This window comes from Stenotrophomonas sp. (genome assembly GCF_035634915.1).
Taxonomy (GTDB): domain Bacteria; phylum Pseudomonadota; class Gammaproteobacteria; order Xanthomonadales; family Xanthomonadaceae; genus Stenotrophomonas.
In genome coordinates this window covers 140708-166839 of record NZ_DASQCB010000018.1, presented here as the reverse complement: position 1 = coordinate 166839, position 26132 = coordinate 140708, and the positions used below count along the sequence as shown (strand labels likewise).

Below are 26132 nucleotides of genomic sequence, written 5' to 3'. Positions count from 1 at the left end.
ACGCGCCGCTTCCTGCGGCGCGTTTTTTTTGATCTGCGCCCTGCGGGGTGCTGCGCAAGGAGCAGTCATGTTCAATCCGGAACGACGCGCGCGTAAGCCTTCCCTGCTGGCCTGTCTGGGGGCACTGCTGGCAGCGGCCTCCATCGGCCTGTCCGCCTATGCGGCGCACGGCGTGGCCGATCCGCTGGCCCAGCAGCATCTGAACATGGCCGCGCTGTATGCCTTCGCCCACGGCGCGGTGCTGCTGGCGCTGGGCCCGCGCGCACAGGGGGCGATCGCCCACCTGGGGCTGTATGTGCTGCTGCTGGGCGTGCTGCTGTTCTCCGGCAGCCTGGCCGGTGCGGCGCTGTGGCAATGGCCGACGCGCCTGGCGCCGGTGGGCGGCACCACGCTCATGGCAGGCTGGGTGCTGCTGGCGATCAACGCGCTGAGGCGCTGAACGCTGGTGCGACTACGGCCGCCGGGTACCGGGTCAGCGGGCGCCGTGTAGAGCCGAGCCTGCGCTCGGCTGCTTTTGATCGGCGCAGCGAAGGAGCCGAGCATGGGCTCGGCTCTACAGGACGTCCATGCCGCGCCGGGTCAGCGTGAGCCGTTCCAGCACCAGTGCCACGGCTCGTAGACGATGCCGTGCGGGTTGTCGCGTGGGTAGCTGAGGCTGAAGCCGTGTGCGCCCGCGTGCGCCTGCAGCCAGGCAAACGCGTCGGTGGCCTCGAAGGTTTCCTCGGCCGGTGCATCGCCCGGCGTGCCGATGTCCAGTGCATGGCCGCTGTGGTGTTCGCTGAACCCCGGCGCCGCGTTGACCTTGAGGATCTCGGCCACGCCCAGGCCGCGCGCGAGCTTCCGTTCGAAGATGCCCAGCTGATAGGCGTGGCTGCGGAAGCCGGAAATCGCATCCAGAGCGATGCCATCGCGCGCAGCGTGCACGCGCATGCGACGCCAGCCCTGCGCGGCACCGCGACGCAGCCACAGCGGCCGGCCGAAGCGGTCACGGCCAGCGAAATGCAGCACGCAGGGTTCGGCTTCCAGCGCCAGGCCGCTGGCCTGCGCGTAGTCCTGCGCATCCAGCCCCAGCTGCTGCAGGCGCTGCTGCAGGCCGGCCAGCGGCAGCCACTGCGCGTCCAGGGGCGCTGCAAACGGGCGCGCATTGGCGCCGCCGTCCAGCAGCGTCAGCGCGTCCTCCACACCGGGTTCGCGCGGCAGGTGCGGCACCAGCGAATGCACGCCCTGTGGCAGCACCGCGGCCAGGTAGCGGCCATCGCGCTTGCGCCGCAGCACCCAGCGCGCACGCGCCAGCAGGCGCGCATCCAGGTTGCTGCGCGCACGCAGCAGGGCGGCCGGCCACAGTTCCACGGCCTCGGTGTTGATCAGCAGGGGGGCATGACGGTGCATGCCCGCAGCTTACTGCGGTGGCGTGGTGCCAGCCACCTTGCGCAGCGCGTCCAGCAGGGCCTGCGGCCGGTCCAGGCTGAGCAGCAGGGTGCTGCCGCCGCGCACTGGAATCACCAGCGTGTGCTGGCGATCAGTGACCAGGGCGAAGCCCTTGCTGCCGCCCTGCAGGCGGAAGTGCCCCGAGTAGAAGCCCGGCATCGCGTAGCCGTTGGTCTTCATGCGCAGGCCATAGCGGCGGTCGCGGCCAAGGTCGACCACCTCGGCCTGGTCCAGCTGCATCTGCGCCACTGGCGTGCGGCGACGGTACAGGGTCGAGCGCACGTCCAGCACATCGCCCGCCAGGCTGACCCGGCGGCGGAAGAACGCGGCACCCAGGCCCGCACCGATCAGCACCAGCGTGGCCAGGCTCCAGGCCGCGCTGCCCCACATCCGGAAGAACGGCGGCGACAGGGTGATTTCCATCCATGGCGCATCGGCGGGCGCGTCCTTCAGTTCGGCCCAGACACAGAGAGCAAAGACCACCAGCACCGGACCGAGGATCCACAGCACGCGCAGCGGCGAGCTTTCGGCAATGTCGAACGTACGCGGATCGCTGCCGCTCATCGCTGTGCCTCCACCCAGTGCGCGACATCGGCGATCAGCGCCGGGTCGACGTGCCCGGGCTGGGCGTATTCCTTCAGCGAGCTGGGGCCGCTGCCGGCCACGCCGATATGGTTGAGGGCCGGGTAGGCCTGCCACTGCACATCCCTGCGGCCCTGCAGCGCCTGCTTCCACAGCTGCCAGTCCGCATCGGGCACCTGGAAGTCGCGGCCACCGTGCAGCATCAACAGGGGCTTGTGCAGTGCCTTTGCATCTGCCCGTGCGTTGACCGCTTCGATGCTCTTCCAGAAGCTCTGCGGCACGCCCAGCGGCAGTTCGCTGGCGGCGACCGGTGCGCTGCCACGGGCGGCGGCGATCTGTGCGTCGAGCTTGTCGAGGAAGGTCTGTTCCGGCGCACTGATACCGCCGTCCAGGCTGAGCAGGTAGCGGTTCTGCTCGGGCAGCAGTTCCAGCAGCGTGCGTGCCGGTGCCGCCCAGAGGATCGCGCCACGTGCCTGTGGCCAGCGGCTGGCGATGCGCGGGGCCAGCATGCCGCCCTGGCTGTGGCCGAGCACGAACACGCGGCGGCCATCGATGTGCGGGTTGGCCGCCAGTGCCGCCAGAGCGGCCACCGCGTCGTCGGTGGTTTCGTCATCGACGGTGAAGGTGCCGCTCTGGAAATCCTGCGGGCGGGCGAAGGTGCGCTTGTCATAGCGCAACACCGCGATGCCCTGCGCGGCCAGGCCACGGGCGATGTCCAGGAACGGGCGGCTGGCGCCGATGGTTTCGTCACGGTCCTGCGGGCCCGAGCCATGCACCAGCAGCACCGCCGGGAACGGCCCCTTGCCCTTCGGCAGGGCCAGCGTGCCCTGCAATGCGCCACGCGCCTGCGGGACACTGAAATCCGTCTCGGCGTAATCGGCGTCGGCCGGCGGCGGTGCTGCCTTGGCCGGCGGGGCAGGGCGTAGCATCAGCCCGGCGATCCTGTCCTGCGCGTCCACCGCCACCTGGGCGATCACCGCGCCGCTGGCGAACTGCAGTGGCACTTCCACCAGATGCACGCCCTGCTGTTCGCTGCTGTGGGCGGTGCCGCGCTGTTTCAGCTCACCCAGTGATTGCCACAGCCCCTGCAGCTTCCCGGCGGGGACAGCGGCGGCCATCTGCGGGGTGAACATGGCTTCGGCCTCGGCCATGCGCCCGGCCTGCAGATGGTCCAGCAGCTGCGAGGCCACCTGCTGCGGCTCGGCGGCGAGGGCGCCGCCGCTGAAGGCGGCCAGTGCGACGGCGAACAGGGAGGGGCGCAGGCGCATGGTCACTGCTCCTTCTTGAAGACCAGCATGGCCGGGCGCATCGGCGCCGGGATGACGATGTTGACCAGTTCCCAGCCGAGCTGGCCCTGGCGGCTCAGTTCCGCCTGCACATCTTCGGGCTTGAGGACGCCCATCAGCGAGGTCTTCACTTCAACAGTCAGGTAGCTCCAGCGCTTGCTCATTCCTTGTCCTCCGACGGTGGCTTGTTTTTCGGCAGGCGGCCTGCCTTGCGCAGGGCGTCGCGCAGCACGTATTCGATCTGCGCGTTGAGGCTGCGCAACTCGTCGTCAGCCCAGCGCTGCGCGGCGGCCAGGACCTCGGCATTGATGCGCAGCGGGTAGGCTTTCTTCTCACTCATGCAAGCTCCTGGCGGGGCGGTGGAGCGCCCCGTTGCGAGGGTTCAGTACAGCGAACCAGCGTTGACGATCGGCTGGGTGCCGCGGTCCGAGCACAGCACGGTGAGCAGGTTGCTGACCATGTGCGCCTTGCGCTCTTCATCCAGCTGCACCACGCCGTTCTTCTGCAGTTCGGCCAGGGCCATTTCGACCATGCCCACCGCACCGGCGACGATGCGGGTACGCGCGGCGATCACCGCGTTGGCCTGCTGCCGCTGCAGCATCGCCTGGGCGATCTCGGCGGCGTAGGCCAGGTGGCTGATGCGAGCGTCGATCACCTGCACGCCGGCATCGGCCAGGCGCTCGGCCAGCTCGTTCTTCAGGTGCTGGGAAATCTCGCTGGCGTGGCTGCGCAGGGCCAGCTGGCCCTCTTCATGCTGGTCGTACGGGTAGCTGGTGGCCATCGCGCGCAGCGCCGATTCGGACTGGATGTGCACGAAGCTCTCGTAGTCGTCCACGTTGTAGACCGCTTCGGAGGCATCGACGACCTGCCAGACGATCACCGCGGCGATCTCGATCGGGCTGCCGTCCAGCTCGTTGACCTTCAGCTTGCCGCTTTCGAAGTTGCGCACGCGCTGGCTGACCCGGCGCTTGCTGTAGAAGGGGTTGTTCCAGCGCAGGCCGTTGTCCTTGACGGTGCCCACGTACTTGCCGAACAGGCTCAGCACTGCCGCCTGGTTGGGCTGCACGGTGTACAGGCCGGCCAGCGCGAAGATGGCCAGCGCCGCGATCACGATCCCGCCGAACAGCATCAGCAGGTTCGGCGAGCCGGCAGTCGCCTTGGCCGCGACGCCGAGCACGAACAGCGCGCCGCCAGCCAGCGCGACCAGCAGTGCGCCAGCAAGCGTGCCCAAGCCGTTGAGGGAGGAAAGCGACTTCTCTTTCATGGCAGTACGTCCTGGAGGGTTCGGAAAAAAGATATCAAATTGATATCAGTTCGCAAGTGCCGTTCGTCGGCTGGCCGGGGCAGACCGGCTAGAATGCCCACCCGCCTTCACATCGCTGCCGGACCCCCGCCATGGCCAAGCTTGGAACCCCGTTGTCCCCCTCCGCCACCCGCGTACTGCTGCTGGGCTCGGGCGAACTCGGCAAGGAAGTGGCCATCGAACTGCAGCGCCTGGGCGTGGAGGTGATTGCCGCCGACCGCTACGCCGATGCCCCGGCCATGCAGGTCGCGCACCGCTCGCACGTGATCGACATGCTCGACGCGATGGCGCTGCGCGCGCTGATCGCCCAGGAACAGCCGCACCTGGTGGTGCCGGAAATCGAAGCCATCCACACTGAAACGCTGGTGCAGCTGGAGCAGGAGCAGGGCCTGCGGGTGATTCCGACCGCCCGTGCCGCGCGCCTGACCATGGACCGCGAAGGCATCCGCCGCCTGGCCGCCGAGACCCTGGGCCTGCCGACCTCGCCGTACCGCTTCGTCGATACCGAAGCCGAGTACCGCGCCGCCGTCGCCGCCATCGGCCTGCCGTGCGTGGTCAAGCCGGTGATGTCGTCCTCGGGCAAGGGCCAGAGCACCCTGCGTAGCGACGCGGACATCGCCCCGGCGTGGGAATACGCGCAGACCGGCGGCCGTGCTGGTGCCGGCCGCTGCATCGTCGAGGGCTTCATCGATTTCGATTACGAGATCACCCTGCTGACCGTGCGCCACGCCGCTGGCACCTCGTTCTGCGCGCCGATCGGCCACCTGCAGAAGGACGGCGACTACCGCGAAAGCTGGCAGCCGCAGCCGATGTCCAGCGCCGCGCTGGCGCGTGCTGAAGAGATCTCGCGCGCGATCACCGATGACCTCGGTGGCTGGGGCCTGTTCGGCGTCGAGCTGTTCGTGAAGGGTGACGAAGTGTGGTTCAGTGAAGTCTCGCCGCGCCCGCACGACACCGGTCTGGTGACCCTGGTCTCGCAGGAACTGAGCGAATTCGCCCTGCACGCGCGTGCCATCCTGGGCCTGCCGGTTCCGGTGATCCGCCAGAGCGGCCCGTCGGCCTCGTGCGCGCTGCTGGCGCATGGCGAAGGCGTGCCGTACTTCAACAACGTGGCCGCCGCGCTGCATGTGCCGGACACCGCCGTGCGCCTGTTCGGCAAGCCGAGCGTGCACGGCCACCGCCGCGTGGGCGTGACCCTGGCGCGTGCGGAGACCATCGACGAAGCGCGTTCGATCGCGCGCGATGCCGCCGAAGCCATCGGCGTCGAATTGCGCCCGTAACGCAAAAAAGGGGACGGAGGGGATTAAGTCGTTTGTGCCACAAACGACTTAATCCCCTCCGTCCCCTTTTTTTATTTCACGTCCACCCACACCAGGTGGTGGTCGCTGCCGTCGGCAATCTTCGCTTCCGGGCTTTCATTGGCCGGCCAGAAGACGCCGCCGCCGACGTACTCGAAGCCGGTCGAGGGCAGCACGTAATCCAGGCGCATGGTGCCGGACTTCGGGCCGAAATCGCCGGTGGCGTGGAACGGTGCGCCCTTGCGCACGATGCCCTTGGCCGCATAGGCCAGGCTGGTCTGCTCGCCACCGACGCTGCGCGGGGTGGGGTAGCGCAGCACGCGCGGGTGCTCGATCAGGTTGACGATGGCGTCGTGGCGGCCGTCGCCGTCCACCGGGTCGTTGTTCAGATCGCCGAAGATCACGAAGCGCGCGTCCTGGGCCAGGCCGCCGCAGTGGCCCTTGTCATCGCACAGCCACGGCGTGTCGCCGGCCGACAGGTATTCCTGCCACAGGCGCAGTTCGTCGTGGTTGCGCGCGGCATTGCGCTTTTCCGGGCCGTCGAACACCGGCGGCGTCGGGTGCGAGACCAGCGCGTGGACCACGCCGGCCGGGGTCTTCACCGGCACGTCCCAATGCGACTTGGAGGACAGGCGCAGCTGCGACCACACCTGGTCGTTGTAGAAGCTCTTGCCGGTGCGCGGGTCGACCGGACGGATCGCGCCGGGCATCGTGCTCCACTTCAGCAGCTGGAAGCTGCGCACCTTGGCTTCGTCGATCGGGTAGCGCGACAGCACCAGCATGCCGTACTGGCCCGGGTGCAGGCCGTAGCCCCAGGCGTCGTTGCCGCGGCTGCGGCCTTCGCCGCCAACCGTGCCGTTGCCGTCCAGGTCCAGGCCGCTGGGCACGCCGGTGTTGACCGGGGCCAGGTAGCGGTAGGCGAAGTGCAGCGGCTTGCCGCCGCCGGGCTGGGCCACTTCCAGGTAGCGCTTCTGGAACAGGTCGGCCGCGCGATGGGCGTCGTCGAAGTCGAATTCGTTCAGCAGCACCAGGTCCGGGCGCACCTGCTGCAGCACCGCGGCGATCTTGCGCGCGTGCTCGCTGTCGCCTTCCAGTTCCTTGATCAGGCCACCGGCATCATCCGAGTACAGCGAGGTGTTGTAGGTGGCCAGGCGCAGCGTCGAGGACGGCTTTTCGGTCATCGCAGGGGACTTGGCGAAGGCGGGGGCGCTGGCGCCGCAGAGCAGGGCCAGGGCGAGGATCAGGGGATGGCGGCGGGTGATGTTCATGGGCCGTATTGTGCACCTGGCCCGGTGTCAGCGGTTTGTCAGCGTCCGTCCAGTTCGCTGTCGAAATCATGCCAGCGGCGGCCGTCGTAGGCCTCCAGCGGACGGTAGCGGCGCTTGTAGTCCATCTTCAGATGGTCTCGGATCCAGTAACCCAGGTACAGGTGCGGCAGGCCCTCGCGGCGGGCCCACTCGATCTGCTGCAGGATGGCGAAGGTGCCCAGCCCGCGCGCGGCATGGTCCGGGTCGAAGAAGGTGTAGACCGCTGACAGGCCGTGTTCGGTCACGTCGGTCACCGCCACCCCCAGCAGCTGGCTGGGCTGGCCGTCATGGCCGGGCAGGCGCATCTCCAGGAAGCGGGTGTGCGACCAGCTGCCGATCAGGAACTGCTCGAACTCGTGCGGGCCGTGGTCATCCATGCCGCCGTTGGCATGGCGGTGGGTCAGGTAGCGGTGGTACAGGTCGAACAGGTCCTGGCGCGGCATGGCGGCGGTGATGCGTACTTCCAGATCGGCATTGCGCGCGGCGCAGCGGCGCTGGCTGCGGTCGGCGGCGAAGCGCGCCACCGGGATGCGCACGGCCACGCAGGCGTGGCACTGCGCGCAGTGCGGGCGGTAGACCAGATCCCCGCTGCGGCGGAACCCCCAACTCAGCGCCAGCGGGTACAGCCCGCCCAGACGGCGATCCTGCGGGTCCAGCACCAGATCGCGCGCAACGCGGTCCGGCCAATACCCGCAGGGGTGCTCGCCGGTCTGGAACAGTCGCAGTTCGTCGTCTCTGTCGCCGTGGATCGCCATGGGCACAGCATAGCCCCAGCGTGTCGCAATGGCCGCGACTGTCCGCCGGATGAACGGAACCGGCAGCGGCGTCAACCGATGTCGCGCCCGGGCGTTGTTGTCTCCCGAGGGTGAAGTGTTCACCCCGACGCAATCCCACACCAGGAGTGACTCCATGATCCGTACCCCTCTGCTGCTGGCCCTGCTGCTGGGCACCTCCGCCACCGGCATTGCGCTGGCCGCCGATACCCCGGCCACCCCGAACGCCCCGGCGCAGCGTCATGCCAAGCTGGACACCAATGGCGATGGCGTCATCGACCGCAGCGAAGCGGCGGCCAACCCGCGCCTGGCAGCCAAGTTCGACGAACTGGACAAGAACAAGGACGGCAAGCTGTCGCGTGACGAGCTGCCGCGCTGGAAGCATGACCGTCGTGGTGGCCCCGGTGCCTGGATGGCCAAGCTGGACGTCAACAAGGATGGCCGCATCAGCCGCGAGGAAGCCAAGGCCGACCCGCGCCTGGCGGCCCGCTTCGACCAGCTGGACGTCAACAAGGATGGCTACCTGGACAAGGCCGACCGCGAGCTGCGCATGAAGCAGCACCGTGATGCCTGGTTCGCCGCCGCCGACACCAACAAGGATGGCCAGCTGAGCAAGGCCGAGTTCGATGCCGCCAAGGGCCCGATGCACGGTGGCCCGCGCCATGGCGGCCCGCGTGATGGCAATGCACCGAAGCCGCCGCGCAACTGATCGCGCGTACTTCGGGTTCCAGCATCGCCGGCATCATGCCGGCGATGTTCTTTGCGGGTCAGGCCAGCGACTCCAGCCAGTGCAGGGCGGCGACGACCAGCAGCATCAACACGCAGCAAGTGATGATCGCCGATCGCCCGTACATGGATTCGTACACCCAGTTGCGGCCCGTGCGTCCGCGTCGTGCGTTGTCGCGGGCGATCATCGGCGCCATGATCCGCTGCAGCGGCCCCAAGCACTGGTAGCTGACCACGCCCATGCCCAGCAGCAGCGACGAGGTCATCACCCACGTCGGCGCCTTCAGCATTTCGCCGATCAGCACCAGCAGGCAGGTGCCCATCGCGGTGAAAGTGCTGTAGCGGACGAAGCGCATGATCTGCGCCTGCTCGGTGGGCGTTTCGGTGAAGCACAGCAGGTAGCGCCCGCCGAGGTAGCAGCCGACGAAGCCGCCGATCACCCCGCCGACCACCATGCCTGCGTTGAAGCCGTTGCTGACCAGCGGGCTTTCACCGACCGCCGCCGCCAGCGAGCCCAGCGCAGTACCGCCGGCGGCACTGACCCCGCCCAGGCCCAGTTTGCTGCCGCCCACGCCGACCCCGGTACCCAGCAGGATGGCCGCACTGGCCGTGCCCGGTGCTGCGATCAGCACCATCGACACCACCGTGGTGGCGAACGCGGCGCTGGGTGCACTGCTGCGTGCGAATTCGCCGAAACGCTGCAGCAGGCCGTCGCGCACCTGCGCGCGGGCACGTGACAGGCGCTTGCGCACGGCGGCATCGGACAGCCCGAGCAGGTCAGCCACCTGCTGCGAGCGCTGGCCCTCGCGGTAGTAGAGCAGCAGCACTTCGCGGCTGTCGCTGGGCAGGGCCGAGATGATGTCTTCGGCGGCCACCTCTTCTTCCAGCCGCTGCAGGCGGTCGGCCGCGCCCGGCGTCGGGTCGGCGGCCATGCCCAGCGCGACCTCGGCGGCGTCGCCGGTCAGCGGGCGTCCGCGCTGCGCGCGCAGCCAGTCGCGGGCCAGGTTGCGGGTGATCTGCCGCAGCCACGGCAGGAAGCTGGTCGAGCTGCGCAGCTGGTGCAGCTGCTGCCAGCCTTTGACGAAGGCCTCCTGGGCGATGTCCTCGCTGGCCTGGCGGTCGCGGGTGATCGCCAGGGCGATGGCGGTGACCGTGTTCTGGCAGGCCAGCACGATGCGCCCATAGGCGTGCTGGCAGCCACTGCTGGCCGCCGGCAGCTCGCGTTCAAGCGTCTCGTCAATCGTTGCAGCGAAAGTCGTCATGGCGGCAGCTCCTGCTGGGATTGTGTCCCAAGACGGAGCCACGCGCCCGATGTGACCAAAAAAGGGGACGGAGGGGATCAAGTCGTTTGAGCCACAAACGACTTGATCCCCTCCGTCCCCTTTTTTGTGCCGACCGTTACGTGGACGGCTGGATGCGGACGCGGACTTCTTCCTCTTCCGGTGCGGTCTGCGGGGCCGGCTGCGTCTGCTGCGGCTGGGCCTGCGGGGCCGGGGCCGGAGGCGGTGCTGCGGGCGCCGGGGCACCGCGGTGGCGCAGGCCGATCACCAGCGCCACGCCGGCAATCACCACCAGCAGGGCGATGCGGATGCGCCAGGCCCAGCCGCGGCCGCTGTTCGAGGTCTCGGCGGTATCGCGGAAGGCGAATTCGGCGGTCGGGTGGTCGCGGCGGGTGGTGTCGAGCAGGCGTGCGTCACGCAGGATCTCGCGTGCACGCGGCTGGTCGTCGGCGCGCACGATCCACACTGCCGGGTAGCCCTGGCTGTTGCCCAGGTCGGTATAGCTGAACTGACCGCGCCGCCGGGTCTTGTACGAACGACCATTGGTCACCTTCACCTCGATGCCATGGCTGCGCAGCAGCTCGGCCACGCCCTCGACGGTTTCCACGCGCTGGCTGCTGAAAATCTGGCGCATTGCTTACTCCTTGGCCGGCACGGCGGCGGCGGCATCCTGGTCCGGCACCACGCGGATCAGGCCTTCCTGGGCGGTACTGGCCACCAGCACGCCATCACGGGTGAAGAACTGGCCGCGGGCCAGGCCGCGCGAATCCTGCGCGCTGGGGCTGTCCAGCGAGTACAGCAGCCAGTCGTCGGCGCGGAACGGGCGGTGGAACCAGATCGCGTGGTCCAGCGAGGCCATCTGCACGTGCGGATGGTAGTAGCTGATGCCGTGCGGGAACGTGGCCGTGCCCAGCAGGTGGAAATCAGACGCGTAAGCCAGCAGTGCCTGGTGCAGCTCGGGCGCATCGCCCACCGGTTCGCTCAGGCGCAGCCACACCTGGTGGTAGGGCGGGCGCTTGGGCGGGTTCAGTTCGTCACGCGGGTACACGTGGCGGAACTCGAACGGGCCGCCGCGCGAGAGCCAGCGCTGCACCTTGATCGGCAGCCGTTCCAGCACTTCGGCCGGCAGCGGGCGGTTCGGCTCGATATCCTCCGGCTGCGGCACTTCGGGCATCTTGTGCTGGTGCTGGGCACCGGTCTCGGCCTGCTGGAACGAGGCCGCGCAGAAGAAGATCACCTTGCCGTGCTGGATCGCGGTGACCCGGCGCACGGAGAAGCTGCCGCCATCACGGGTCCGGTCCACGTCGTAGACGATGGGGTGGTCGATGTTGCCGGCGCGCAGGAAATAGGCGTGCAGCGAGTGCACGTGGCGGCCGTTGTCGACCGTGGCCTGGGCCGCGGCCAGTGCCTGGCCCAGCACCTGTCCACCGAACACGTACTTGGTGCCGATGTCGCGGCTCTGCCCGCGGAACAGGTTGTCCTCCAGCCGCTCCAGGGTGAGCAGGTCGATCAGCTCGGAGACGACGGGTTCGGGCGTGTCGTTCAAGGGGGCGGCCACAGCAGTGAAGAAGGCCCGATTATACCGGTCCGGGGTCAGATCCCTTCCGCTGTGCGAAAGGGCTCTGACCCCGGGGGTACGCAGTCGAGCAGGCTCGACGCTACTTGCCCAGCCGGGCGGCCAGCGCCTGCAGTGCGTTCTGCGCATCCGGCGCGAACCAGGCTTCAACGAAACGGTCCAGCTGGATCAGGTCCGGGTGCAGGGCTTCGTGCAGGTCGGCGCGGGCCACCGCGCGGGTCAGCAGCATCGGCTGGCGCGGCTGCTTCAGCAGGTTCTGCAGCCAGGCAATGGCGCGCGCCACCACCAGGTCGCCCTCGGCCAGCTCATCCACCAGTCCGATCTGCAGCGCCTGTTCGGCCGGTACCAGCGCGCCGGTGCTGAGCAGGATGCCCGAACGGTGCACGCCCACCGCGCGGCGCAGCAGGCGCTGGATGCCTTCCGGCGCCACCAGGCCCACCTGTACCTCGTTCAGGCCGATCGCATACGGGCGGGCCGGGTCGGCACTGCGCGCCATCACCCGGTAGTCGCAGCACAGCGCCAGCACGCAGCCGCCGGCCGGCGCATGGCCGGTGATGGCCGCCACCACCGGAATACGGCTCTCGGCCACGCTGCGCACCGCGCCGAAGAAGGCGTTCCAGCTGTCCAGCAGCTTGTGCCTGTCATCGCCGTGGGAGAGCAGGTGCGGCACGTCCATGCCGCCGGTGAAGACCCGCTCGCTGCCCGACAGCACGATGCCGTGCGCGTCCTCGGCCATCGCCAGCTCGATGGCGTGGATCAGCTGCCGGCACAGCTCGGTGTCCAGTGCGTTGACCGGTGGCCGCGCCAGGCGCAGTTCACGGATGGGGCCATGGTTGATCACCTCGATCAGCGTCGTCATGCTGCGGTCTCGTTGCGGACAGGAATCTGAGGCGATGATAACCAAACCATTCGTTGGCGTATTGTTGTGGCTCTGTGCGGGCACGGCCTCGGCGGCGGCCGCGGTGCCGGCCTGCGTCACCGTGCAGCAGGGCTGGGCGCGCCTGCCGCCAAACCCGGCCATGCCGATGACCGCCGGCTACGGGGTGATCCATAACGGCTGCGCCAAAGCGGTAGCCATCACCGGCGCGCGCAGTGCCAGCTTCGGCGACGTGTCGCTGCACGAAACCACGATTGTCGATGGGGTCAGCCGCATGCGTGCGGTCGAGCGCCTGCCGCTGGCACCGGGTGCACGCGCCGTGCTCAAGCCTGGCGGCCTGCACCTGATGCTGATGGAGGGAAAGGGCGCGCTGACGGAAGGGCAGGTCGTGCCGCTGCAGCTGCAGCTGGACGGCGGTGGCGAAGCCAGCGTGACGTTGACGGTGCGCAAGGCTGCCCCGTAACGGGATAGTGGGGCCGGCCGCAGTAGAGTCGAGCTTGCTCGACTGCTCCGGCCAACAGCAGTCGAGCAGGCTCGACTCTACGCAGCGCAGGCGAAATACCCGGCAGGGTTCTACGACCAGTCGAACGTAAACAGGACCGTGCGGCTGTTTGGTTCGTAGAACATCACGATGGCGTCAGGACCGGCGGCGCACCAGTGGTAGGCGGCCACACTGGCCACATGGAAGAACGGCTGGTCGTCGCGGGTGATGCGGATGCCATCGTCGGGCAGGTGGTCGCTGCTGTTGCGGAAATGCAGGTTGCCGCGCTGGGTGGTACCGGCGAGGTCCTCGATCACGAAGGCAGACGGAATGCGTGTGTACCCGGTCCAGTTGCCGAACCAGATCGGGCCGCCCAGCTGGTCCAGCCATGCCTGTTCCTCCGGTTCCCCATCGCCGTAGCGCGAGAAGCTGGCCAGACAACCGTGCTGCTGGAAGTGCGCCTTGGCCTGGTCATGGCTGTCGCGCATCTCGGCCACGTGTGCACGTGCGTCTCCATCATCGGCCGCATCGCCCAGGAAGTACGCTTCGTTGCCGAGGAAGCGCATCTGGTTGTCGGCAGTCAGCTCGAAGGCGATCCAGTTGCTGGCGGTAAACGCGTTGTGGTGGGCCGTGGTCTCGTCACCGATGCAGCCTTCATAGGGCTCGATCGGGCACAGCATCGTGGCCACCTGGCCAGCCAGTTCCGGCCGCAGTACGCCCAGGTCGATCTTCAGCAGCGGCAGCAGGTGCTGGCCCAGCCAGGCCTGGTCGTCGGGAAAGACGCCAGTGGGGAAGGCGACCATGCCGGGCAGCAGGTCGCGCAGTTCCGTGTGGTGGATCATCTCAGTCCTTTGGACGGGGGGTAGCGTCGAGCTTGCTCGACTGATCCGGCAGACGGCAGTCGAGCAAGCTCGACGCTACGAAGAGCAGCATCCGGTAGCGCCGGGCCGTGCCCGGCGGGCGAAACGCCGACCAAGGTCGGCATCTACCAGAAGCGGATCAGGTCGAGGCGTTGCGGATCGCGTCCGGCAGCGGTGCGCTCTTGCCCGTCTGCGTATCCATCCACACCACCACCACGTTGCCATCCGAATACAGCTTGGCATCGTCCTGCTGGTCGACGATGCGATGGCCGATGGTCACGCTGCTGTTGCCCAGGCGCTCGACGAACAGCTCGACGAGGATGTCGTTGGGCCACACGATCGGCAGCCGGTAGTTGACGTTGGTGGCGGCCACCACCGGTGCGATGCGGTCGGTCATGGAAACGCCTTCCACGCCCAGCATCCAACGCACGCGCGCTTCTTCCAGGTAGGAAATGTACTTGGCGTTGTTGACGTGGCCCATGCTGTCCATGTCGCGCCAGCGCACGCTGATCGGGATGCGGGCCAGGATCTTGTGTTCGCTGCTCATCAGGCGTCCTTCTTCTTGGTCGTGCTCTTGCTGGCTTTGCCGGTGCTCTTGGCGGCCACGCCCTTCTTCGCCACCTTGGCGGGCTTTTCAGGCTTCACCTTGCGCGGCGGGCGGGCGTCGGGCTTGTTGGCCACGGCGGCCGGCTGCTCGGGGCGTGCGCTGGTCGAGGGCAGCATGCGCGCCAGGAACTGGCCGGTGTACGACTGCGGGCAGGCCGCCACGTCTTCCGGCGTGCCGGTCACCAGGATGGTGCCACCACGGTGGCCGCCTTCCGGGCCCAGGTCGACAATCCAGTCGGCGGTCTTGATGACATCCAGGTTGTGCTCGATCACCACCACCGTGTTGCCTTCGTCGCGCAGCTTGTGCAGCACGCCCAGCAGCGCCTCGATGTCGTGGAAGTGCAGGCCGGTGGTCGGCTCGTCGAGGATGTACAGGGTGCGGCCGGTATCGCGGCGCGACAGTTCCTTGGACAGCTTCACGCGCTGCGCTTCACCACCGGACAGCGTGGTCGCGCTCTGGCCCAGCTTGATGTAGCTCAGGCCCACGTCCACCAGGGTTTCCAGCTTGCGGGCGATGGACGGCACCGGCTCGAACAGCTTCAACGCATCTTCGACGGTCATTTCCAGCACGTCGTTGATGTTGTAGCCCTTGTAGAGGATCTCCAGCGTTTCGCGGTTGTAGCGCTTGCCGTGGCAGACGTCGCAGGGCACGTACACGTCCGGCAGGAAGTGCATCTCGACCTTGATCAGGCCATCGCCCTGGCAGGCCTCGCAGCGGCCGCCGCGCACGTTGAAGCTGAAGCGGCCCGGCGAATAGCCGCGCGCGCGCGCTTCGGGCACCTGCGCGAACAGCTCGCGCAGCGGGGTGAACAGGCCGGTATAGGTGGCCGGGTTCGAACGCGGGGTGCGGCCGATCGGCGACTGGTCGATGTCCACCACCTTGTCGAACAGGTCCAGGCCATCGATCTCCTTGTAGGGGGCGATCGGGTGCGAGGAACCGTTGATCTCGTTGGCGGCCAGCGAGAACAGGGTGTCGTTGATCAGCGTCGACTTGCCCGAACCGGACACGCCGGTGACGCAGGTCAGCAGGCCGGCCGGGATCGACAGGTCCACGCCCTTCAGGTTGTTGCCGCTGGCCCCGCGCAGGTGCAGGGTCGACTTCGGGTTCGGCGTGTGCCGGCGTTCCGGAATATTGATGGAGCGCTTGCCCGACAGGTACTGGCCGGTCAGCGAACGCGGCGCCTCCAGCAGATCCTGCAGGGTGCCCTGGCCGACGATCTCGCCGCCATGCACGCCCGCACCCGGCCCGATGTCCAGCACGTAGTCGGCCAGGCGGATCGCATCCTCGTCATGCTCGACCACGATGACCGTGTTGCCGAGGTCGCGCAGGCGGGTGAGGGTGCCCAGCAGGCGTTCGTTGTCGCGCTGGTGCAGGCCGATGGACGGCTCATCGAGCACGTACATCACACCGACCAGGCCGGCGCCGATCTGGCTGGCCAGGCGGATGCGCTGCGCTTCGCCGCCGGACAGGGTGTCGGCCTTGCGCTCCAGGGTCAGGTAATCCAGGCCGACGTCGACCAGGAAGCCCAGGCGTTCGCCGATCTCCTTGACGATCTTGGCGGCGATCTCACCGCGCCAGCCCGGCAGGCTCAGCTCGCTGAAGAATTTCAGCGCTTCGTCGATCGGCAGCACCACCAGCTCCGGCAGCGGCCGGTCGGCCACGAACACGTTGCGCGCCGCCTTGTTCAGGCGTGCGCCCTTGCACTCGGGGCAGGCGTGTTCGCTGATGTACTTGCCCAGTTCTTCCTGCACCGCCGCCGATTCGGTTTCCTTGTAGCGGCGTTCCAGGTTGGGAATGATGCCCTCGAAGCGGTGCTTGCGCTGGGTGCGGCCACCGGCTTCGGTGAAGTAGGTGAAGGTGATGGCCTCATCGCCGCTGCCGTACAGCACGGCCTGTTGCACCTTGGCCGGCAGCGAGTTCCATGCGGCATCGACGTCGAACCGGTAGTGCTTGGCCAGCGAGGCGATCAGCTGGAAGTAATAAGCGTTGCGGCGGTCCCAGCCGCGCACGGCACCAGCGGCCAGCGACAGCTCCGGGTGCACCACCACGCGCGCCGGGTCGAAGAATTCGGCCATGCCCAGGCCGTCGCAGCCGGGGCAGGCGCCCATCGGCGCATTGAAGGAGAACAGGCGCGGTTCCAGCTCGGGCAGCGAGTAATCGCAGACCGGGCAGGAGTACTTGGAAGAGAACAGGGTCGGGGTGGCGTCGGCCGCGTCCAGGCTCTGCACCGAGGCCATGCCGTCGCCCAGTTTCAGCGCGGTTTCGAAGCTCTCGGCCAGGCGCTGCTTGATGTCCTCGCGCGGGCGGAAACGGTCGATCACTGCTTCGATGGTGTGCTTCTGGCGCAGCGCCAGCGGCGGCACCGCGTCGATCTCATACAGCTCGCCGTCCACGCGCACGCGCACGAAGCCCTGCGCGCGCAGCTGGTCGAAGACCTGCGCGTGCTCACCCTTGCGGTCGCGGATGACCGGGGCCAGCAGCATGTAGCGCTGTTCCGGGTCCAGGGTCAGCACCTGGTCGACCATCTGGCTGACCGTCTGCGCTTCCAGCGGGTAGCCGTGATCCGGGCAGCGCGGGGTGCCGACGCGGGCGTAGAGCAGGCGCAGGTAGTCGTAGATCTCGGTGATGGTGCCGACGGTCGAGCGCGGGTTGTGCGAGGTCGACTTCTGCTCGATCGAGATGGCCGGGGACAGGCCCTCGATGTGGTCCAGGTCCGGCTTTTCCATCACGCTCAGGAACTGCCGTGCATAGGCCGACAGCGACTCGACGTAGCGGCGCTGGCCTTCTGCATAGATGGTGTCGAACGCCAGCGAGGACTTGCCCGAGCCGGACAGGCCGGTGATCACGATCAGCTTGTCGCGGGGCAGGTCGAGGTCGATGTTCTTGAGGTTGTGCGTCCGCGCGCCGCGGATGCGGATGAAATCCATCGCCATGGGGGATCCGGTTATGGGGGGCGTTGGCTGGGTGCCGGGCCAGCAGGGGGACGGCAATCGGTCAGCCTACCGAGGTGACCAGATGGGGGCAATGGGCGACAATGCCAGCCGGGTGTCTCACCCTGTGAGACCACGCGACAGCTTTGTGTAGAGCCGAGCCATGCCCGGCTGCCTGGACCTTCAACCGTTCAGCCGAGCATGGCTCGGCTCCACAGGGGTGGGGCAGGGGGCCGTTCAGGGCCGCCCAGGGGTTGACTTGACCGGCTGGCATTGATCTGCGTACAATCCCGCTTCTGTTCGCCCTCGATGGCGGCAGTCCATAGGCCACAATAACTACAAAGGAAGTCTGGTCATGTACGCAGTACTGGTCACCGGCGGTAAGCAATACCGCGTGGCGCAGGGCGAAAAGCTCCGCGTCGAAAAGCTCGAAGTCGAAGTCGGCAGCGAGATCAAGTTTGACAACATCCTGATGCTGGGCGACAGCGATGGCGTGAAGCTGGGCGATGCGCTGAAGGGCGCTGCCGTCACCGCCAAGGTCCTGTCCCAGGGTCGTGCTGACAAGGTCCGGATCATCAAGTTCCGTCGCCGCAAGCACCACATGAAGCGTCAGGGTCACCGTCAGTACTACACCGAAATCGAGATCACCGGCATCGCCGGCTAAGCATCAGGAGAAGCAGTCATGGCACATAAAAAGGGCGTAGGCTCCTCGCGCAACGGTCGCGACTCCAACCCGAAGTACCTGGGCGTCAAGATCTTCGGCGGCCAGGCCATCGAGGCGGGCAACATCATCGTGCGTCAGCGCGGCACCCAGTTCCACCCGGGTTCGGGCGTCGGCCTCGGCCGCGACCACACCCTGTTCGCCCTCGTGGACGGCAAGGTGGAGTTCTCGGTGAAGGGCGCCAAGAAGCGTCGCACCGTCAGCGTCGTGTCGGTCGAAGCCTGATAAGGCCTGGCCGGCCGCCATGCCCCGGCATGGCATTGCTGGTCGAACCGCACGTTGCATGAAGAGCCCCGCTTCGGCGGGGCTTTTCGTTGGAATCAGTGGTACAACGGGCACGGCCCGATCGCGGGGCGCGGCCCCGGCAGCCGGGGCGCATCCGGCACGACATTCAAGCAAGGCGGCGGCATGCAGGCCGCGCCCATCGCAGGCATCGAAACAATGAAACTGGTAGACGAAGCAGAAATCGAAGTGTTCGCCGGCAACGGCGGCAACGGCTGCATTGGCTTCCGTCGCGAGAAGTTCATTCCGCTCGGCGGCCCGGACGGCGGCGACGGCGGTGCGGGCGGCAGCGTGTACATCCGCGCCGACGAAAACCTGAACACCCTGGTCGACTTCCGCCATGACCGCATCTTCAAGGCGCAGCGCGGCGAGAACGGCATGGGCCGCCAGGCCTATGGCAAGGGTGGCGAAGACCTGACCATCACCGTGCCGGTCGGCACCGTGATCATCAACGTGGCCACCGACGAAATCATCGGCGACCTGACCCAGCACGGTGACCGCCTGCTGGTGGCGCAGGGCGGCCGCGGTGGCCTGGGCAACATGCACTTCAAGAGCTCGACCAACCGCTCGCCGCGCCAGGCACTGCCGGGCGAGCCGGGCGAAGAGCGCACGCTGAAGCTGGAGCTGAAGCTGCTGGCCGACGTCGGCCTGCTGGGCTTCCCCAACGCCGGCAAGAGCACCCTGATCCGCGCGGTGTCGGCGGCGACGCCGAAGGTGGCTGATTACCCGTTCACCACGCTGTACCCGAACCTGGGTGTGGTGAAGGTGGAAAACTACCGCAGCTTCGTCATCGCCGACATTCCGGGCCTGATCGAAGGCGCGGCCGACGGTGCCGGCCTGGGCGCGCAGTTCCTGCGCCACCTGCAGCGCACCCGCCTGCTGCTGCACCTGGTGGATATCTCCCCCATGGAGGGTGGCGTGGAAGGCATTTCCCCGGTCGAGCAGGTGCGTGCCATCGAGCGCGAACTGGAAAAGCACGACCCGGAGCTGCTGCAGAAGCCGCGCTGGCTGGTGCTGAACAAGGCCGACCTGATGTTCGAGGACGAGGCCAAGGCCGCGGCCGAGCAGATCGTGGCCGAGCTGGGCTGGAAGGAGCCGTGGTTCCTGGTCTCGGCGCTGGGTCGTGAAGGCACCTTCCCGATCATGAGCCGGATCATGGCGTTCTTTGATCGCCAGAAGGAAGACGAGCTGGAAGCCCGCAACGCGCAGTAATGCCGTTGAGGTTCCGCACGAAAAACCCGGCTTCGGCCGGGTTTTTTGTGGGCTGCCGCTTTTCTGTAGAGCCGAGCCCATACTCGGCTGGCCGTGCGAACAGCAGCCGAGCATGGGCTCGGCTCTACATGGGGCGGATCGCAGGCAACAAAAAACCCGGCCGGGGCCGGGCTTTTGTCTGCTGCCCGCACCCCGAAGGGCGGGGCGGCAACGCCGGATCAGGCGGCCTTGAGGGCCTTGATGCGGTCGTTCAGGCGGCTCTTATGACGAGCAGCCTTGTTCTTGTGGATCAGGCCACGCGCGCTGAAGCGATCCAGGATCGGCTGGGCAACGGCGAAGGCGGCTTCGGCGCCGGCGGCATCGTTGGCGTCCAGCGCCTTGATCACTTTCTTGACAGCGGTGCGCAGCATCGAGCGCTGAGCCACGTTGCGCGCGTTGCGCACGACGGTCTGCTTGGCGCGCTTCTTGGCGGACTTGATATTGGCCACGGTGGTGGTTTCCTGAAAAAATCGGTGTTATGGGAACAGCAAGCTAGCTAGTATGATGGCGTAAGAAATGCACGTCAAGTCGATTGTCAAGAGGGACGCTGAGTGAGTTCACCCAAGTTGTTGCGGGGCCTGCTGTCGTTCAGCAGCATGACCATGGTCTCGCGCGTTCTCGGACTTGTCCGGGACTTCGTGGTGACCACCACGTTCGGCACCAACGCCATCACTGATGCTTTCTGGGTCGCCTTCAGGGTACCCAATTTCCTGCGCCGTTTGTTCGCCGAAGGCTCATTCGCGACCGCTTTCGTGCCGGTGTTCACGGAAGTGAAAGAGACCCGCAGCCATGCGGAGCTGCGCGAACTGATGGCGCGCACGGCCGGCACCTTGGGTGGCATCCTGATGCTGGTGACCGCCGTGGCGCTGATCTTCGCGCCGCAGCTGGCGTCGGTGTTCTCAAGCGGCGTTGATACCGATCCGGTCAAGCAGGGTCTGCTGGTCGACCTGTTCCGCCTGACCTTCCCGTTCCTGCTGTTCGTCTCGCTCACCGCCCTGGCCGGTGGCGCGCTCAACAGCTTCCAGCGCTTCGCCATGCCGGCGCTGACCCCGGTCATCCTCAACCTGTGCATGATCGCCGGCGCGCTGTGGCTGGCGCCGCGGCTGGGCGGCACCCCGGAAAAGCAGATCCTGGCGCTAGGCTGGGCGGTGTTGGCCGCCGGCATCCTGCAGCTGCTGTTCCAGCTGCCCTCGCTGAAGGGCATCAACCTGCTGACCCTGCCGCGCTGGGGCTGGACCCACCCGGGCGTGCGCAAGGTGATGACCCTGATGGTGCCGACACTGTTCGGCTCCTCGGTCGCGCAGATCAACCTGCTGCTGGATACGGTCATCGCCGCCAAGCTGACCGACGGCTCGCAGTCCTGGCTGTCGCTGGCCGATCGCTTCCTGGAGCTGCCGCTGGGCGTGTTCGGCGTGGCTTTGGGCACGGTGATCCTGCCGGCACTGGCCCGCCACCACGTCAGCACCGACCGCGAAGGCTTCTCGCGCTCGCTGGACTGGGGTCTGCGCATGACCCTGCTGATCTCGGTGCCGGCCATGCTGGGCCTGCTGTTCCTGGCCGAGCCGCTGATCGCCACCATCTTCCAGCACGGCCAGTTCAGCGCTTTCGACACCCGCATGACCGCGCTGTCGGTGTACGGCCTGAGCTTCGGCCTGCCGGCCTTTGCCCTGCTGAAAGTCGTGCTGCCGGCCTTTTATGCCCGCCAGGACACCCGGACCCCGGTGCGCGCCGGCGTGGCCGCGCTGGTGGCCAACATGGTGTTCAACTTCGCCCTGCTGGCCGTGCTGTACCAGGTGATGGTGCCCGACGAGCTGAAGGCGCAGGGCGTGATGGCCGCCATCGGCAAGCAGCCCGGCCTGCACCTGGCGCTGGGCATTGCCAGCGCGCTGTCCAGTTACCTGAACCTGGGCCTGCTCTGGTACTGGCTGGGCAAGACCGATGTCTACCAGCGCCGGCCGGGCTGGGGCAGCTATCTGGTGCGCCTGCTGGTGGCCTGCGCGGCCATGGTCGGCGTGCTGCTGGCCCTGCTGCACTGGCTGCCTGCCTTCTCGGCGATGGGCGTGTGGGAGCGGATCGGCGCCTTGGCGCTGCTGGTCGGCGGCGGTGGCGCGACCTATGGCGTGGCCATGCTGGCCATGGGCTTCCGCCCCCGCGACCTGCGCGGGCATTGATCGTGGCCCACCACGGCTATACTTCAGGGTTACACCATTGAAGCGGCGGCCCCGGGTGGGCCGGAACGAGAGTTGATGAGCAGGCTGTTCAGAAGCGTCGAGGGCGGGGAGCTGTTCCCCAACGGAAGCGTGGTCTGTATCGGTGCATTCGACGGCCTCCACCTGGGCCATCGTGCGCTGGTCCGCCACGCGGTCGCCCGCGCGCGCGCCTTGGGCGTACCCGCCGTGGCCGTGGCCTTCGAGCCGCTGCCGCGCGAATTCTTTGCCCAGGGCACACCGCCGCCGCGGCTGACCCTGGCCCGCAGCAAGGTCGCGATCCTGCGCGAACTGGGCGCCGATGCGGTCGGCCTGCTGCGCTTCGATGCGGCGATGGCGGCCATGCCGGCCGAGGATTTCGTGCGCCAGCTGCTGGTCCATCGCCTGGGTGCGCGCGAGGTATGGATCGGCCCGGAGTTCTGCTTCGGCAACCGCCGCCGTGGCGATCTGGCGCTGCTGCAGGCCATGGGCGGCGAGCTGGGCTTCAGCGCCGGCGAGATCGAAGCCGTCGACCTGCACGGCGAGCGTATTTCCAGCACCCGCATCCGCCAGCTGCTGCAGGCCGGTGATTTCACCCGTGCCAACGATCTGCTCGGTCGCCCTTATGCAATCAGCGGGCGGGTGGTGCGTGGGCGCCAGCTCGGTCGCACGCTGGGTTTTCCCACCGCCAACCTGCGCTTTCCGAAGACGCCTGCGCTGTCGGGCATCTACGCCACCTGGGTGCACGGGGTGTTCGACCAGCCGTGGCCGTCGGTCTCCAGCTTCGGCACCCGGCCGACGGTGGACGGCGTGGAGCCGCTGCTGGAAGCCCACCTGTTCGATTTCCAGGGCGACCTGTACGGCCGCCACATCGACGTGGAATTCGTTGCCAAGCTGCGCGACGAAGAGAAATTCAATGATCTGGCGGCACTGACCGACCAGATGCACCGCGACGCCGACCAGGCGCGTGCCATCCTTTCCGAACATAGATTGCGAGCCACTGCGTGAGCCAGGACTACAAGACCACCCTGAACCTGCCAGCCACCGAATTCCCGATGCGCGGCGACCTGCCCAAGCGCGAGCCGGGCATTCTGGCGCAGTGGGAAGCGCAGGGGCTCTACCAGCAGCTGCGTGACAACGCCGCCGGCCGCCCGCTGTTCGTGCTGCACGACGGCCCGCCGTACGCCAACGGCCGCATCCACCTGGGCCACGCGGTCAACAAGATCCTGAAGGACATCATCGTCAAGTCGCGCTACCTGGCCGGCTTCGATGCGCCCTACGTGCCGGGCTGGGATTGCCACGGCCTGCCGATCGAAATCGCGGTGGAAAAGAAGTGGGGCAAGGTCGGCACCAAGCTCGATGCCGTCGAATTCCGGCAGAAGTGCCGTGAGTTCGCCGAAGAGCAGATCAACATCCAGCGCGCCGATTTCAAGCGCCTGGGCGTGACCGGCGACTGGGACAACCCGTACAAGACCCTGAGCTTCGATTTCGAAGCCAATGAGATCCGTGCGCTGGCCAAGGTGGTGGCCAATGGCCACCTGGTGCGCGGCGCCAAGCCGGTCTACTGGTGCTTCGACTGCGGCTCGGCGCTGGCCGAAGCTGAAATCGAATACCAGGAAAAGGAATCGCCGGCCATCGACGTGGCCTACGCCGCGCGCGATGCGCAGGCCGTGGCCCAGGCCTTCGGCGTGAGCCTGCCGGGCGACGTGGAAGTGGCCGTGCCGATCTGGACCACCACCCCATGGACGCTGCCGGCCTCGCTGGCCGTGTCGCTGGGCGCTGACATCCGCTACGTGCTGGCCGAAGGCCCGGCGCACAACGGCAAGCGCCGTTGGCTGGTGCTGGCCGCCGCTCTGGCCGAGCGCGCGCTGCAGCGCTATGGCGTCGAAGAGGTGGTGCTGCACGGTGAAGCCAACGGTGCCGCGCTGGAAAACCAGCTGCTGGCGCACCCGTTCTACCCCGAGCGCGAAATCCTCGTGCTGAACGGCGAACACGTGTCCGACGAGGACGGTACCGGTGCGGTGCACACCGCCCCCGGCCACGGCCAGGAAGACTACGTGGTCAGCCAGAAGTACGGCCTGCTGGACAAGTACAACGCCGGCCAGGTGACCCCCATCGACGGCCGTGGCGTGTACCTGGAATCGACCCCGCCGGCCGGTGACGTGGTGCTGGCCGGCCAGCACCTGTGGAAGGCGCAGGAGGCCATCGTCGGCGTGCTGCGCGACAACGGCTCGCTGCTGGCCTTCCACCCGATCCGCCACAGCTACCCGCACTGCTGGCGCCACAAGACGCCGGTGGTGTTCCGCGCCACCCCGCAGTGGTTCATCTCGATGGACAAGGCCAACCTGCGCAACGACGCGCTGGCCGCCATCGACACCGTGGGCTGGTTCCCGAGCTGGGGCAAGGCGCGCATCCAGAGCATGGTCGACGGTCGCCCCGACTGGACCATCTCGCGCCAGCGCACCTGGGGCGTGCCGATCGCACTGTTCACCCACCGCCAGACCGGCGAGATCCACCCGCGCACGGTGGAGCTGATGCAGCAGGTCGCCGACCGCGTCGAAGCCGAGGGCATCGACGTGTGGTATTCGCTGGACGCGGCCGAACTGCTGGGCGCCGAAGCGGCCGACTACGAGAAGGTCACCGACATCCTCGACGTCTGGTTCGATTCGGGCGTCACCCATGAAGGCGTGCTGGCCGCACGTGGTTTCGGCAAGCCGGCCGATCTGTACCTGGAAGGTTCCGACCAGCACCGCGGCTGGTTCCAGTCCTCGCTGCTGACCGGCGTGGCCATCGACCAGCGTGCCCCCTACAAGCAGTGCCTCACCCACGGTTTCACCGTGGACGAGCACGGCCGCAAGATGTCCAAGTCGCTGGGCAACGGCATCGAGCCGCAGGACATCATGAACAAGCTGGGCGCGGACATCCTGCGCCTGTGGATCGCCTCGGCCGACTACAGCAACGAGATGTCGCTGTCGCAGGAAATCCTCAAGCGCAACGCCGATGCCTACCGCCGCCTGCGCAACACCGCGCGCTTCCTGCTGGGCAACCTGGATGGGTTCGATCCGGCCCAGCACCTGCGCCCGCTGAACGAGATGGTCGCGCTGGACCGCTGGATCGTGCACCGCGCCTGGGAACTGCAGGAGAAGATCAAGGCCGCGTTCGACAACTACAACATGGCCGAGATCGTCCAGCTGCTGCTGAACTTCTGCAGCGTGGATCTGGGCTCGCTGTACCTGGACGTGACCAAGGACCGCCTGTACACGATGCCGACCGATTCGCACGGTCGTCGTTCGGCGCAGAGCGCGATGTACCACATCGCCGAAGCGTTCACCCGCTGGATCGCACCGATCCTGACCTTCACCGCCGACGAACTGTGGGGCTACCTTCCGGGCGAGCGTGCCGGGCACGTGCTGTTCACCACCTGGTACGACGGCCTGGCGCCGCTGCCGGCCGATGCCCAGCTCAATGCCGCTGATTTCGACCAGCTGCTGGCCGTGCGCGAGCAGGTGGCCAAGGTGCTCGAGCCGATGCGTGCCAACGGTGCCATCGGTGCCGCGCTGGAAGCGGAGATCACCATCGCCGCCAACGAAGAACAGGCCGCGAAGTGGCAGCCGCTGGCCGATGAACTGCGTTTCCTGTTCATCAGCGGCGATGTGCAGGTGCGCCCGGCGACCACCGACGAGGTGTTCGTCAGCGCCCAGCCGACCCAGAAGACCAAGTGCGTGCGCTGCTGGCACCACCGCGCCGACGTCGGCAGCCATGCCGACCACCCGGAACTGTGTGGTCGCTGCGCGGGCAACATCACCGGTGCCGGTGAAGTGCGGAGCTGGTTCTGATGGCCGCGCCCCGTCCGCATCCGAACGCCTTGGTCTGGCTGCTGCTGTCGGCCGCCATCATCGGCCTGGACCAGTGGTCCAAGGCCTGGGTGCTGTCGAGCCTGCCGGAGTTCCAGCCGGTGGTGGTCATCGACGGCTTCTGGAACTGGTACCGCACCTACAACACCGGCGCGGCATTCAGTTTCCTGAGCGACGCCGGTGGCTGGCAGAAGTACCTCTTCACCGTGCTGGCCATCGCCATCAGCGGCCTGATGGCGTGGTGGCTGCGCAGCACCGCCCGCGGCAACTGGAAGGCGGCCGTGCCGTACGCGCTGATCATCGGTGGTGCCATCGGCAACGTGATCGACCGCCAGGTGCACGGTCACGTGGTCGATTTCATCCAGTGGTATATCGGTGACCACGTCTGGCCGGCATTCAACGTTGCCGACTCGGCCATCGTGGTCGGTGCCGTGGGCATCGCTCTGTTTGGCCTGTTCGACGGCAAGTCCGCCAAAAAGGCGGATAATGCCAGCCCGAAACCGTAAGCCGGCCGCTGCCGGGAG

27 protein-coding genes are annotated in these 26132 nt (G+C 67.6%); 11 read left to right on the top strand and 16 right to left on the bottom strand.

What is annotated here, in order from left to right; genetic code table 11:
- Positions 1-67 precede the first annotated feature (67 nt).
- Positions 68-439, top strand: coding sequence for a DUF423 domain-containing protein (locus tag VER16_RS13770; RefSeq protein ID WP_108768161.1), 372 nt, complete (start codon positions 68-70; stop codon positions 437-439).
- Positions 440-579: 140 nt separating this feature from the next.
- Here the strand turns inward: VER16_RS13770 and VER16_RS13765 are convergent, their stop codons facing one another.
- Genes VER16_RS13765 through VER16_RS13740 form a run of 6 tightly spaced genes read right to left on the bottom strand, consistent with a single transcriptional unit; the run spans position 580 to position 4560 of the window.
- A complete protein-coding gene (locus VER16_RS13765; RefSeq protein WP_324809045.1) occupies positions 580-1389 on the bottom strand; it encodes a M15 family metallopeptidase in 810 nt (269 codons plus the stop codon).
- Positions 1390-1398: 9 nt separating this feature from the next.
- Positions 1399-1992, bottom strand: coding sequence for a hypothetical protein (locus tag VER16_RS13760; RefSeq protein WP_324809043.1), 594 nt, complete (start codon positions 1990-1992; stop codon positions 1399-1401).
- A complete protein-coding gene (locus VER16_RS13755; protein WP_324809041.1) occupies positions 1989-3278 on the bottom strand; it encodes an alpha/beta hydrolase in 1290 nt (429 codons plus the stop codon). The genes VER16_RS13760 and VER16_RS13755 overlap by 4 nt, the downstream gene beginning before the upstream one ends.
- A gap of 2 nt (positions 3279-3280) precedes the next feature.
- Positions 3281-3460: a DUF4177 domain-containing protein gene (locus VER16_RS13750; RefSeq protein ID WP_324809039.1), complete on the bottom strand. Its 180-nt coding sequence runs from the start codon at positions 3458-3460 to the stop codon at positions 3281-3283.
- Complete coding sequence (locus tag VER16_RS13745) at positions 3457-3636, bottom strand: Arc family DNA binding domain-containing protein (protein ID WP_324809037.1); 180 nt, start codon at positions 3634-3636, stop codon at positions 3457-3459. Before VER16_RS13745 ends, VER16_RS13750 begins: the two co-directional genes overlap by 4 nt.
- Before the next feature lie 42 nt (positions 3637-3678).
- Entirely contained in the window at positions 3679-4560 is an 882-nt protein-coding gene (locus VER16_RS13740; RefSeq protein ID WP_324809035.1) for an SPFH domain-containing protein, read from the bottom strand.
- Between the two features lie 131 nt (positions 4561-4691).
- On the opposite strand from VER16_RS13740, the gene purT reads away from it, so the two are divergent.
- The gene (gene purT / locus VER16_RS13735) at positions 4692-5879 is read left to right on the top strand and encodes a formate-dependent phosphoribosylglycinamide formyltransferase (RefSeq protein ID WP_324809033.1); all 1188 of its coding nucleotides are present in this window, start codon (positions 4692-4694) and stop codon (positions 5877-5879) included.
- A 71-nt stretch (positions 5880-5950) separates the two neighbouring features.
- On the opposite strand, the gene VER16_RS13730 is transcribed toward purT, so the two are convergent.
- Complete coding sequence (locus VER16_RS13730) at positions 5951-7165, bottom strand: endonuclease/exonuclease/phosphatase family protein (RefSeq protein WP_324809032.1); 1215 nt, start codon at positions 7163-7165, stop codon at positions 5951-5953.
- Positions 7166-7203: 38 nt separating this feature from the next.
- On the bottom strand, positions 7204-7959 hold the full coding sequence (locus VER16_RS13725) for an arginyltransferase (protein ID WP_324809030.1): 756 nt from the start codon (positions 7957-7959) through the stop codon (positions 7204-7206).
- Between the two features lie 154 nt (positions 7960-8113).
- Here VER16_RS13725 and VER16_RS13720 point away from each other — a divergent pair, with 154 nt between their 5' ends.
- Positions 8114-8686, top strand: coding sequence for an EF-hand domain-containing protein (locus tag VER16_RS13720; RefSeq protein ID WP_324809028.1), 573 nt, complete (start codon positions 8114-8116; stop codon positions 8684-8686).
- 58 nt (positions 8687-8744) lie between these two features.
- Here the strand turns inward: VER16_RS13720 and VER16_RS13715 are convergent, their stop codons facing one another.
- From VER16_RS13715 to VER16_RS13700, 4 genes are all read right to left on the bottom strand, one after another.
- A complete protein-coding gene (locus VER16_RS13715; RefSeq protein ID WP_324809026.1) occupies positions 8745-9965 on the bottom strand; it encodes a sigma-70 family RNA polymerase sigma factor in 1221 nt (406 codons plus the stop codon).
- Between the two features lie 136 nt (positions 9966-10101).
- Positions 10102-10617 (bottom strand): pathogenicity-like protein, encoded by a 516-nt coding sequence (locus VER16_RS13710; RefSeq protein WP_324809025.1) that lies wholly within the window; start codon positions 10615-10617, stop codon positions 10102-10104.
- A gap of 3 nt (positions 10618-10620) precedes the next feature.
- The gene (gene tesB, locus VER16_RS13705; RefSeq protein ID WP_200752761.1) at positions 10621-11541 is read right to left on the bottom strand and encodes an acyl-CoA thioesterase II; all 921 of its coding nucleotides are present in this window, start codon (positions 11539-11541) and stop codon (positions 10621-10623) included.
- A 100-nt stretch (positions 11542-11641) separates the two neighbouring features.
- Positions 11642-12418, bottom strand: a complete 777-nt coding sequence (locus VER16_RS13700) for an enoyl-CoA hydratase/isomerase family protein (protein ID WP_324809024.1) — start codon at positions 12416-12418, stop codon at positions 11642-11644.
- A gap of 34 nt (positions 12419-12452) precedes the next feature.
- Here VER16_RS13700 and VER16_RS13695 point away from each other — a divergent pair, with 34 nt between their 5' ends.
- Complete coding sequence (locus tag VER16_RS13695) at positions 12453-12899, top strand: copper chaperone PCu(A)C (RefSeq protein WP_324809022.1); 447 nt, start codon at positions 12453-12455, stop codon at positions 12897-12899.
- 110 nt (positions 12900-13009) lie between these two features.
- Here the strand turns inward: VER16_RS13695 and VER16_RS13690 are convergent, their stop codons facing one another.
- The 3 genes from VER16_RS13690 to uvrA all read right to left on the bottom strand — a co-directional run bounded on the left by VER16_RS13690 (position 13010) and on the right by uvrA (position 17317).
- Positions 13010-13759, bottom strand: coding sequence for an enolase (locus VER16_RS13690; RefSeq protein WP_324809020.1), 750 nt, complete (start codon positions 13757-13759; stop codon positions 13010-13012).
- Positions 13760-13916: 157 nt separating this feature from the next.
- Positions 13917-14324 (bottom strand): acyl-CoA thioesterase, encoded by a 408-nt coding sequence (locus VER16_RS13685; RefSeq protein WP_200734376.1) that lies wholly within the window; start codon positions 14322-14324, stop codon positions 13917-13919.
- Positions 14324-17317 carry an excinuclease ABC subunit UvrA gene (gene uvrA / locus VER16_RS13680; protein ID WP_324809016.1) on the bottom strand — a complete coding sequence of 998 codons (2994 nt, stop codon included), beginning with the start codon at positions 17315-17317 and terminating at the stop codon, positions 14324-14326. Before uvrA ends, VER16_RS13685 begins: the two co-directional genes overlap by 1 nt.
- Positions 17318-17669: 352 nt before the next feature.
- Between uvrA and rplU the strand changes: the two genes are divergently transcribed.
- From rplU to cgtA, 3 genes are all read left to right on the top strand, one after another.
- Complete coding sequence (gene rplU / locus VER16_RS13675; RefSeq protein ID WP_006424709.1) at positions 17670-17978, top strand: 50S ribosomal protein L21; 309 nt, start codon at positions 17670-17672, stop codon at positions 17976-17978.
- A gap of 18 nt (positions 17979-17996) precedes the next feature.
- A complete protein-coding gene (gene rpmA / locus VER16_RS13670; protein WP_004148333.1) occupies positions 17997-18260 on the top strand; it encodes a 50S ribosomal protein L27 in 264 nt (87 codons plus the stop codon).
- A 216-nt stretch (positions 18261-18476) separates the two neighbouring features.
- A complete protein-coding gene (gene cgtA, locus VER16_RS13665) occupies positions 18477-19529 on the top strand; it encodes an Obg family GTPase CgtA (RefSeq protein WP_324809013.1) in 1053 nt (350 codons plus the stop codon).
- 218 nt (positions 19530-19747) lie between these two features.
- On the opposite strand, the gene rpsT is transcribed toward cgtA, so the two are convergent.
- Positions 19748-20017, bottom strand: a complete 270-nt coding sequence (gene rpsT, locus VER16_RS13660; RefSeq protein WP_005408560.1) for a 30S ribosomal protein S20 — start codon at positions 20015-20017, stop codon at positions 19748-19750.
- 117 nt (positions 20018-20134) lie between these two features.
- Between rpsT and murJ the strand changes: the two genes are divergently transcribed.
- From murJ to lspA, 4 genes are all read left to right on the top strand, one after another.
- Positions 20135-21739 carry a murein biosynthesis integral membrane protein MurJ gene (gene murJ, locus VER16_RS13655; RefSeq protein WP_324809581.1) on the top strand — a complete coding sequence of 535 codons (1605 nt, stop codon included), beginning with the start codon at positions 20135-20137 and terminating at the stop codon, positions 21737-21739.
- 75 nt (positions 21740-21814) lie between these two features.
- On the top strand, positions 21815-22762 hold the full coding sequence (locus VER16_RS13650) for a bifunctional riboflavin kinase/FAD synthetase (RefSeq protein WP_324809009.1): 948 nt from the start codon (positions 21815-21817) through the stop codon (positions 22760-22762).
- A complete protein-coding gene (gene ileS / locus VER16_RS13645) occupies positions 22759-25590 on the top strand; it encodes an isoleucine--tRNA ligase (RefSeq protein WP_324809007.1) in 2832 nt (943 codons plus the stop codon). Before VER16_RS13650 ends, ileS begins: the two co-directional genes overlap by 4 nt.
- Positions 25590-26114, top strand: coding sequence for a signal peptidase II (gene lspA / locus VER16_RS13640; protein ID WP_324809005.1), 525 nt, complete (start codon positions 25590-25592; stop codon positions 26112-26114). The genes ileS and lspA overlap by 1 nt, the downstream gene beginning before the upstream one ends.
- The last annotated feature ends 18 nt before the right edge of the window (positions 26115-26132 follow it).

Excerpts from the sequence above, each read along its gene's own strand:
- VER16_RS13685 (WP_200734376.1), bottom strand. The coding sequence starts at position 14,324 with ATGAGCAGCGAACACAAGATCCTGGCCCGCATCCCGATCAGCGTGCGC.
- VER16_RS13760 (WP_324809043.1), bottom strand. The coding sequence starts at position 1,992 with ATGAGCGGCAGCGATCCGCGTACGTTCGACATTGCCGAAAGCTCGCCG.
- rplU (WP_006424709.1), top strand. The coding sequence starts at position 17,670 with ATGTACGCAGTACTGGTCACCGGCGGTAAGCAATACCGCGTGGCGCAG.
- VER16_RS13715 (WP_324809026.1), bottom strand. The coding sequence starts at position 9,965 with ATGACGACTTTCGCTGCAACGATTGACGAGACGCTTGAACGCGAGCTG.
- VER16_RS13720 (WP_324809028.1), top strand. The coding sequence starts at position 8,114 with ATGATCCGTACCCCTCTGCTGCTGGCCCTGCTGCTGGGCACCTCCGCC.
- VER16_RS13700 (WP_324809024.1), bottom strand. The coding sequence starts at position 12,418 with ATGACGACGCTGATCGAGGTGATCAACCATGGCCCCATCCGTGAACTG.
- VER16_RS13725 (WP_324809030.1), bottom strand. The coding sequence starts at position 7,959 with ATGGCGATCCACGGCGACAGAGACGACGAACTGCGACTGTTCCAGACC.
- VER16_RS13750 (WP_324809039.1), bottom strand. The coding sequence starts at position 3,460 with ATGAGCAAGCGCTGGAGCTACCTGACTGTTGAAGTGAAGACCTCGCTG.
- uvrA (WP_324809016.1), bottom strand. The coding sequence starts at position 17,317 with ATGGCGATGGATTTCATCCGCATCCGCGGCGCGCGGACGCACAACCTC.
- VER16_RS13765 (WP_324809045.1), bottom strand. The coding sequence starts at position 1,389 with ATGCACCGTCATGCCCCCCTGCTGATCAACACCGAGGCCGTGGAACTG.
- VER16_RS13740 (WP_324809035.1), bottom strand. The coding sequence starts at position 4,560 with ATGAAAGAGAAGTCGCTTTCCTCCCTCAACGGCTTGGGCACGCTTGCT.
- VER16_RS13745 (WP_324809037.1), bottom strand. The coding sequence starts at position 3,636 with ATGAGTGAGAAGAAAGCCTACCCGCTGCGCATCAATGCCGAGGTCCTG.
- VER16_RS13695 (WP_324809022.1), top strand. The coding sequence starts at position 12,453 with ATGATAACCAAACCATTCGTTGGCGTATTGTTGTGGCTCTGTGCGGGC.
- VER16_RS13730 (WP_324809032.1), bottom strand. The coding sequence starts at position 7,165 with ATGAACATCACCCGCCGCCATCCCCTGATCCTCGCCCTGGCCCTGCTC.
- VER16_RS13770 (WP_108768161.1), top strand. The coding sequence starts at position 68 with ATGTTCAATCCGGAACGACGCGCGCGTAAGCCTTCCCTGCTGGCCTGT.
- lspA (WP_324809005.1), top strand. The coding sequence starts at position 25,590 with ATGGCCGCGCCCCGTCCGCATCCGAACGCCTTGGTCTGGCTGCTGCTG.
- VER16_RS13710 (WP_324809025.1), bottom strand. The coding sequence starts at position 10,617 with ATGCGCCAGATTTTCAGCAGCCAGCGCGTGGAAACCGTCGAGGGCGTG.
- purT (WP_324809033.1), top strand. The coding sequence starts at position 4,692 with ATGGCCAAGCTTGGAACCCCGTTGTCCCCCTCCGCCACCCGCGTACTG.
- VER16_RS13755 (WP_324809041.1), bottom strand. The coding sequence starts at position 3,278 with ATGCGCCTGCGCCCCTCCCTGTTCGCCGTCGCACTGGCCGCCTTCAGC.
- cgtA (WP_324809013.1), top strand. The coding sequence starts at position 18,477 with ATGAAACTGGTAGACGAAGCAGAAATCGAAGTGTTCGCCGGCAACGGC.
- VER16_RS13690 (WP_324809020.1), bottom strand. The coding sequence starts at position 13,759 with ATGATCCACCACACGGAACTGCGCGACCTGCTGCCCGGCATGGTCGCC.
- rpmA (WP_004148333.1), top strand. The coding sequence starts at position 17,997 with ATGGCACATAAAAAGGGCGTAGGCTCCTCGCGCAACGGTCGCGACTCC.
- VER16_RS13650 (WP_324809009.1), top strand. The coding sequence starts at position 21,815 with ATGAGCAGGCTGTTCAGAAGCGTCGAGGGCGGGGAGCTGTTCCCCAAC.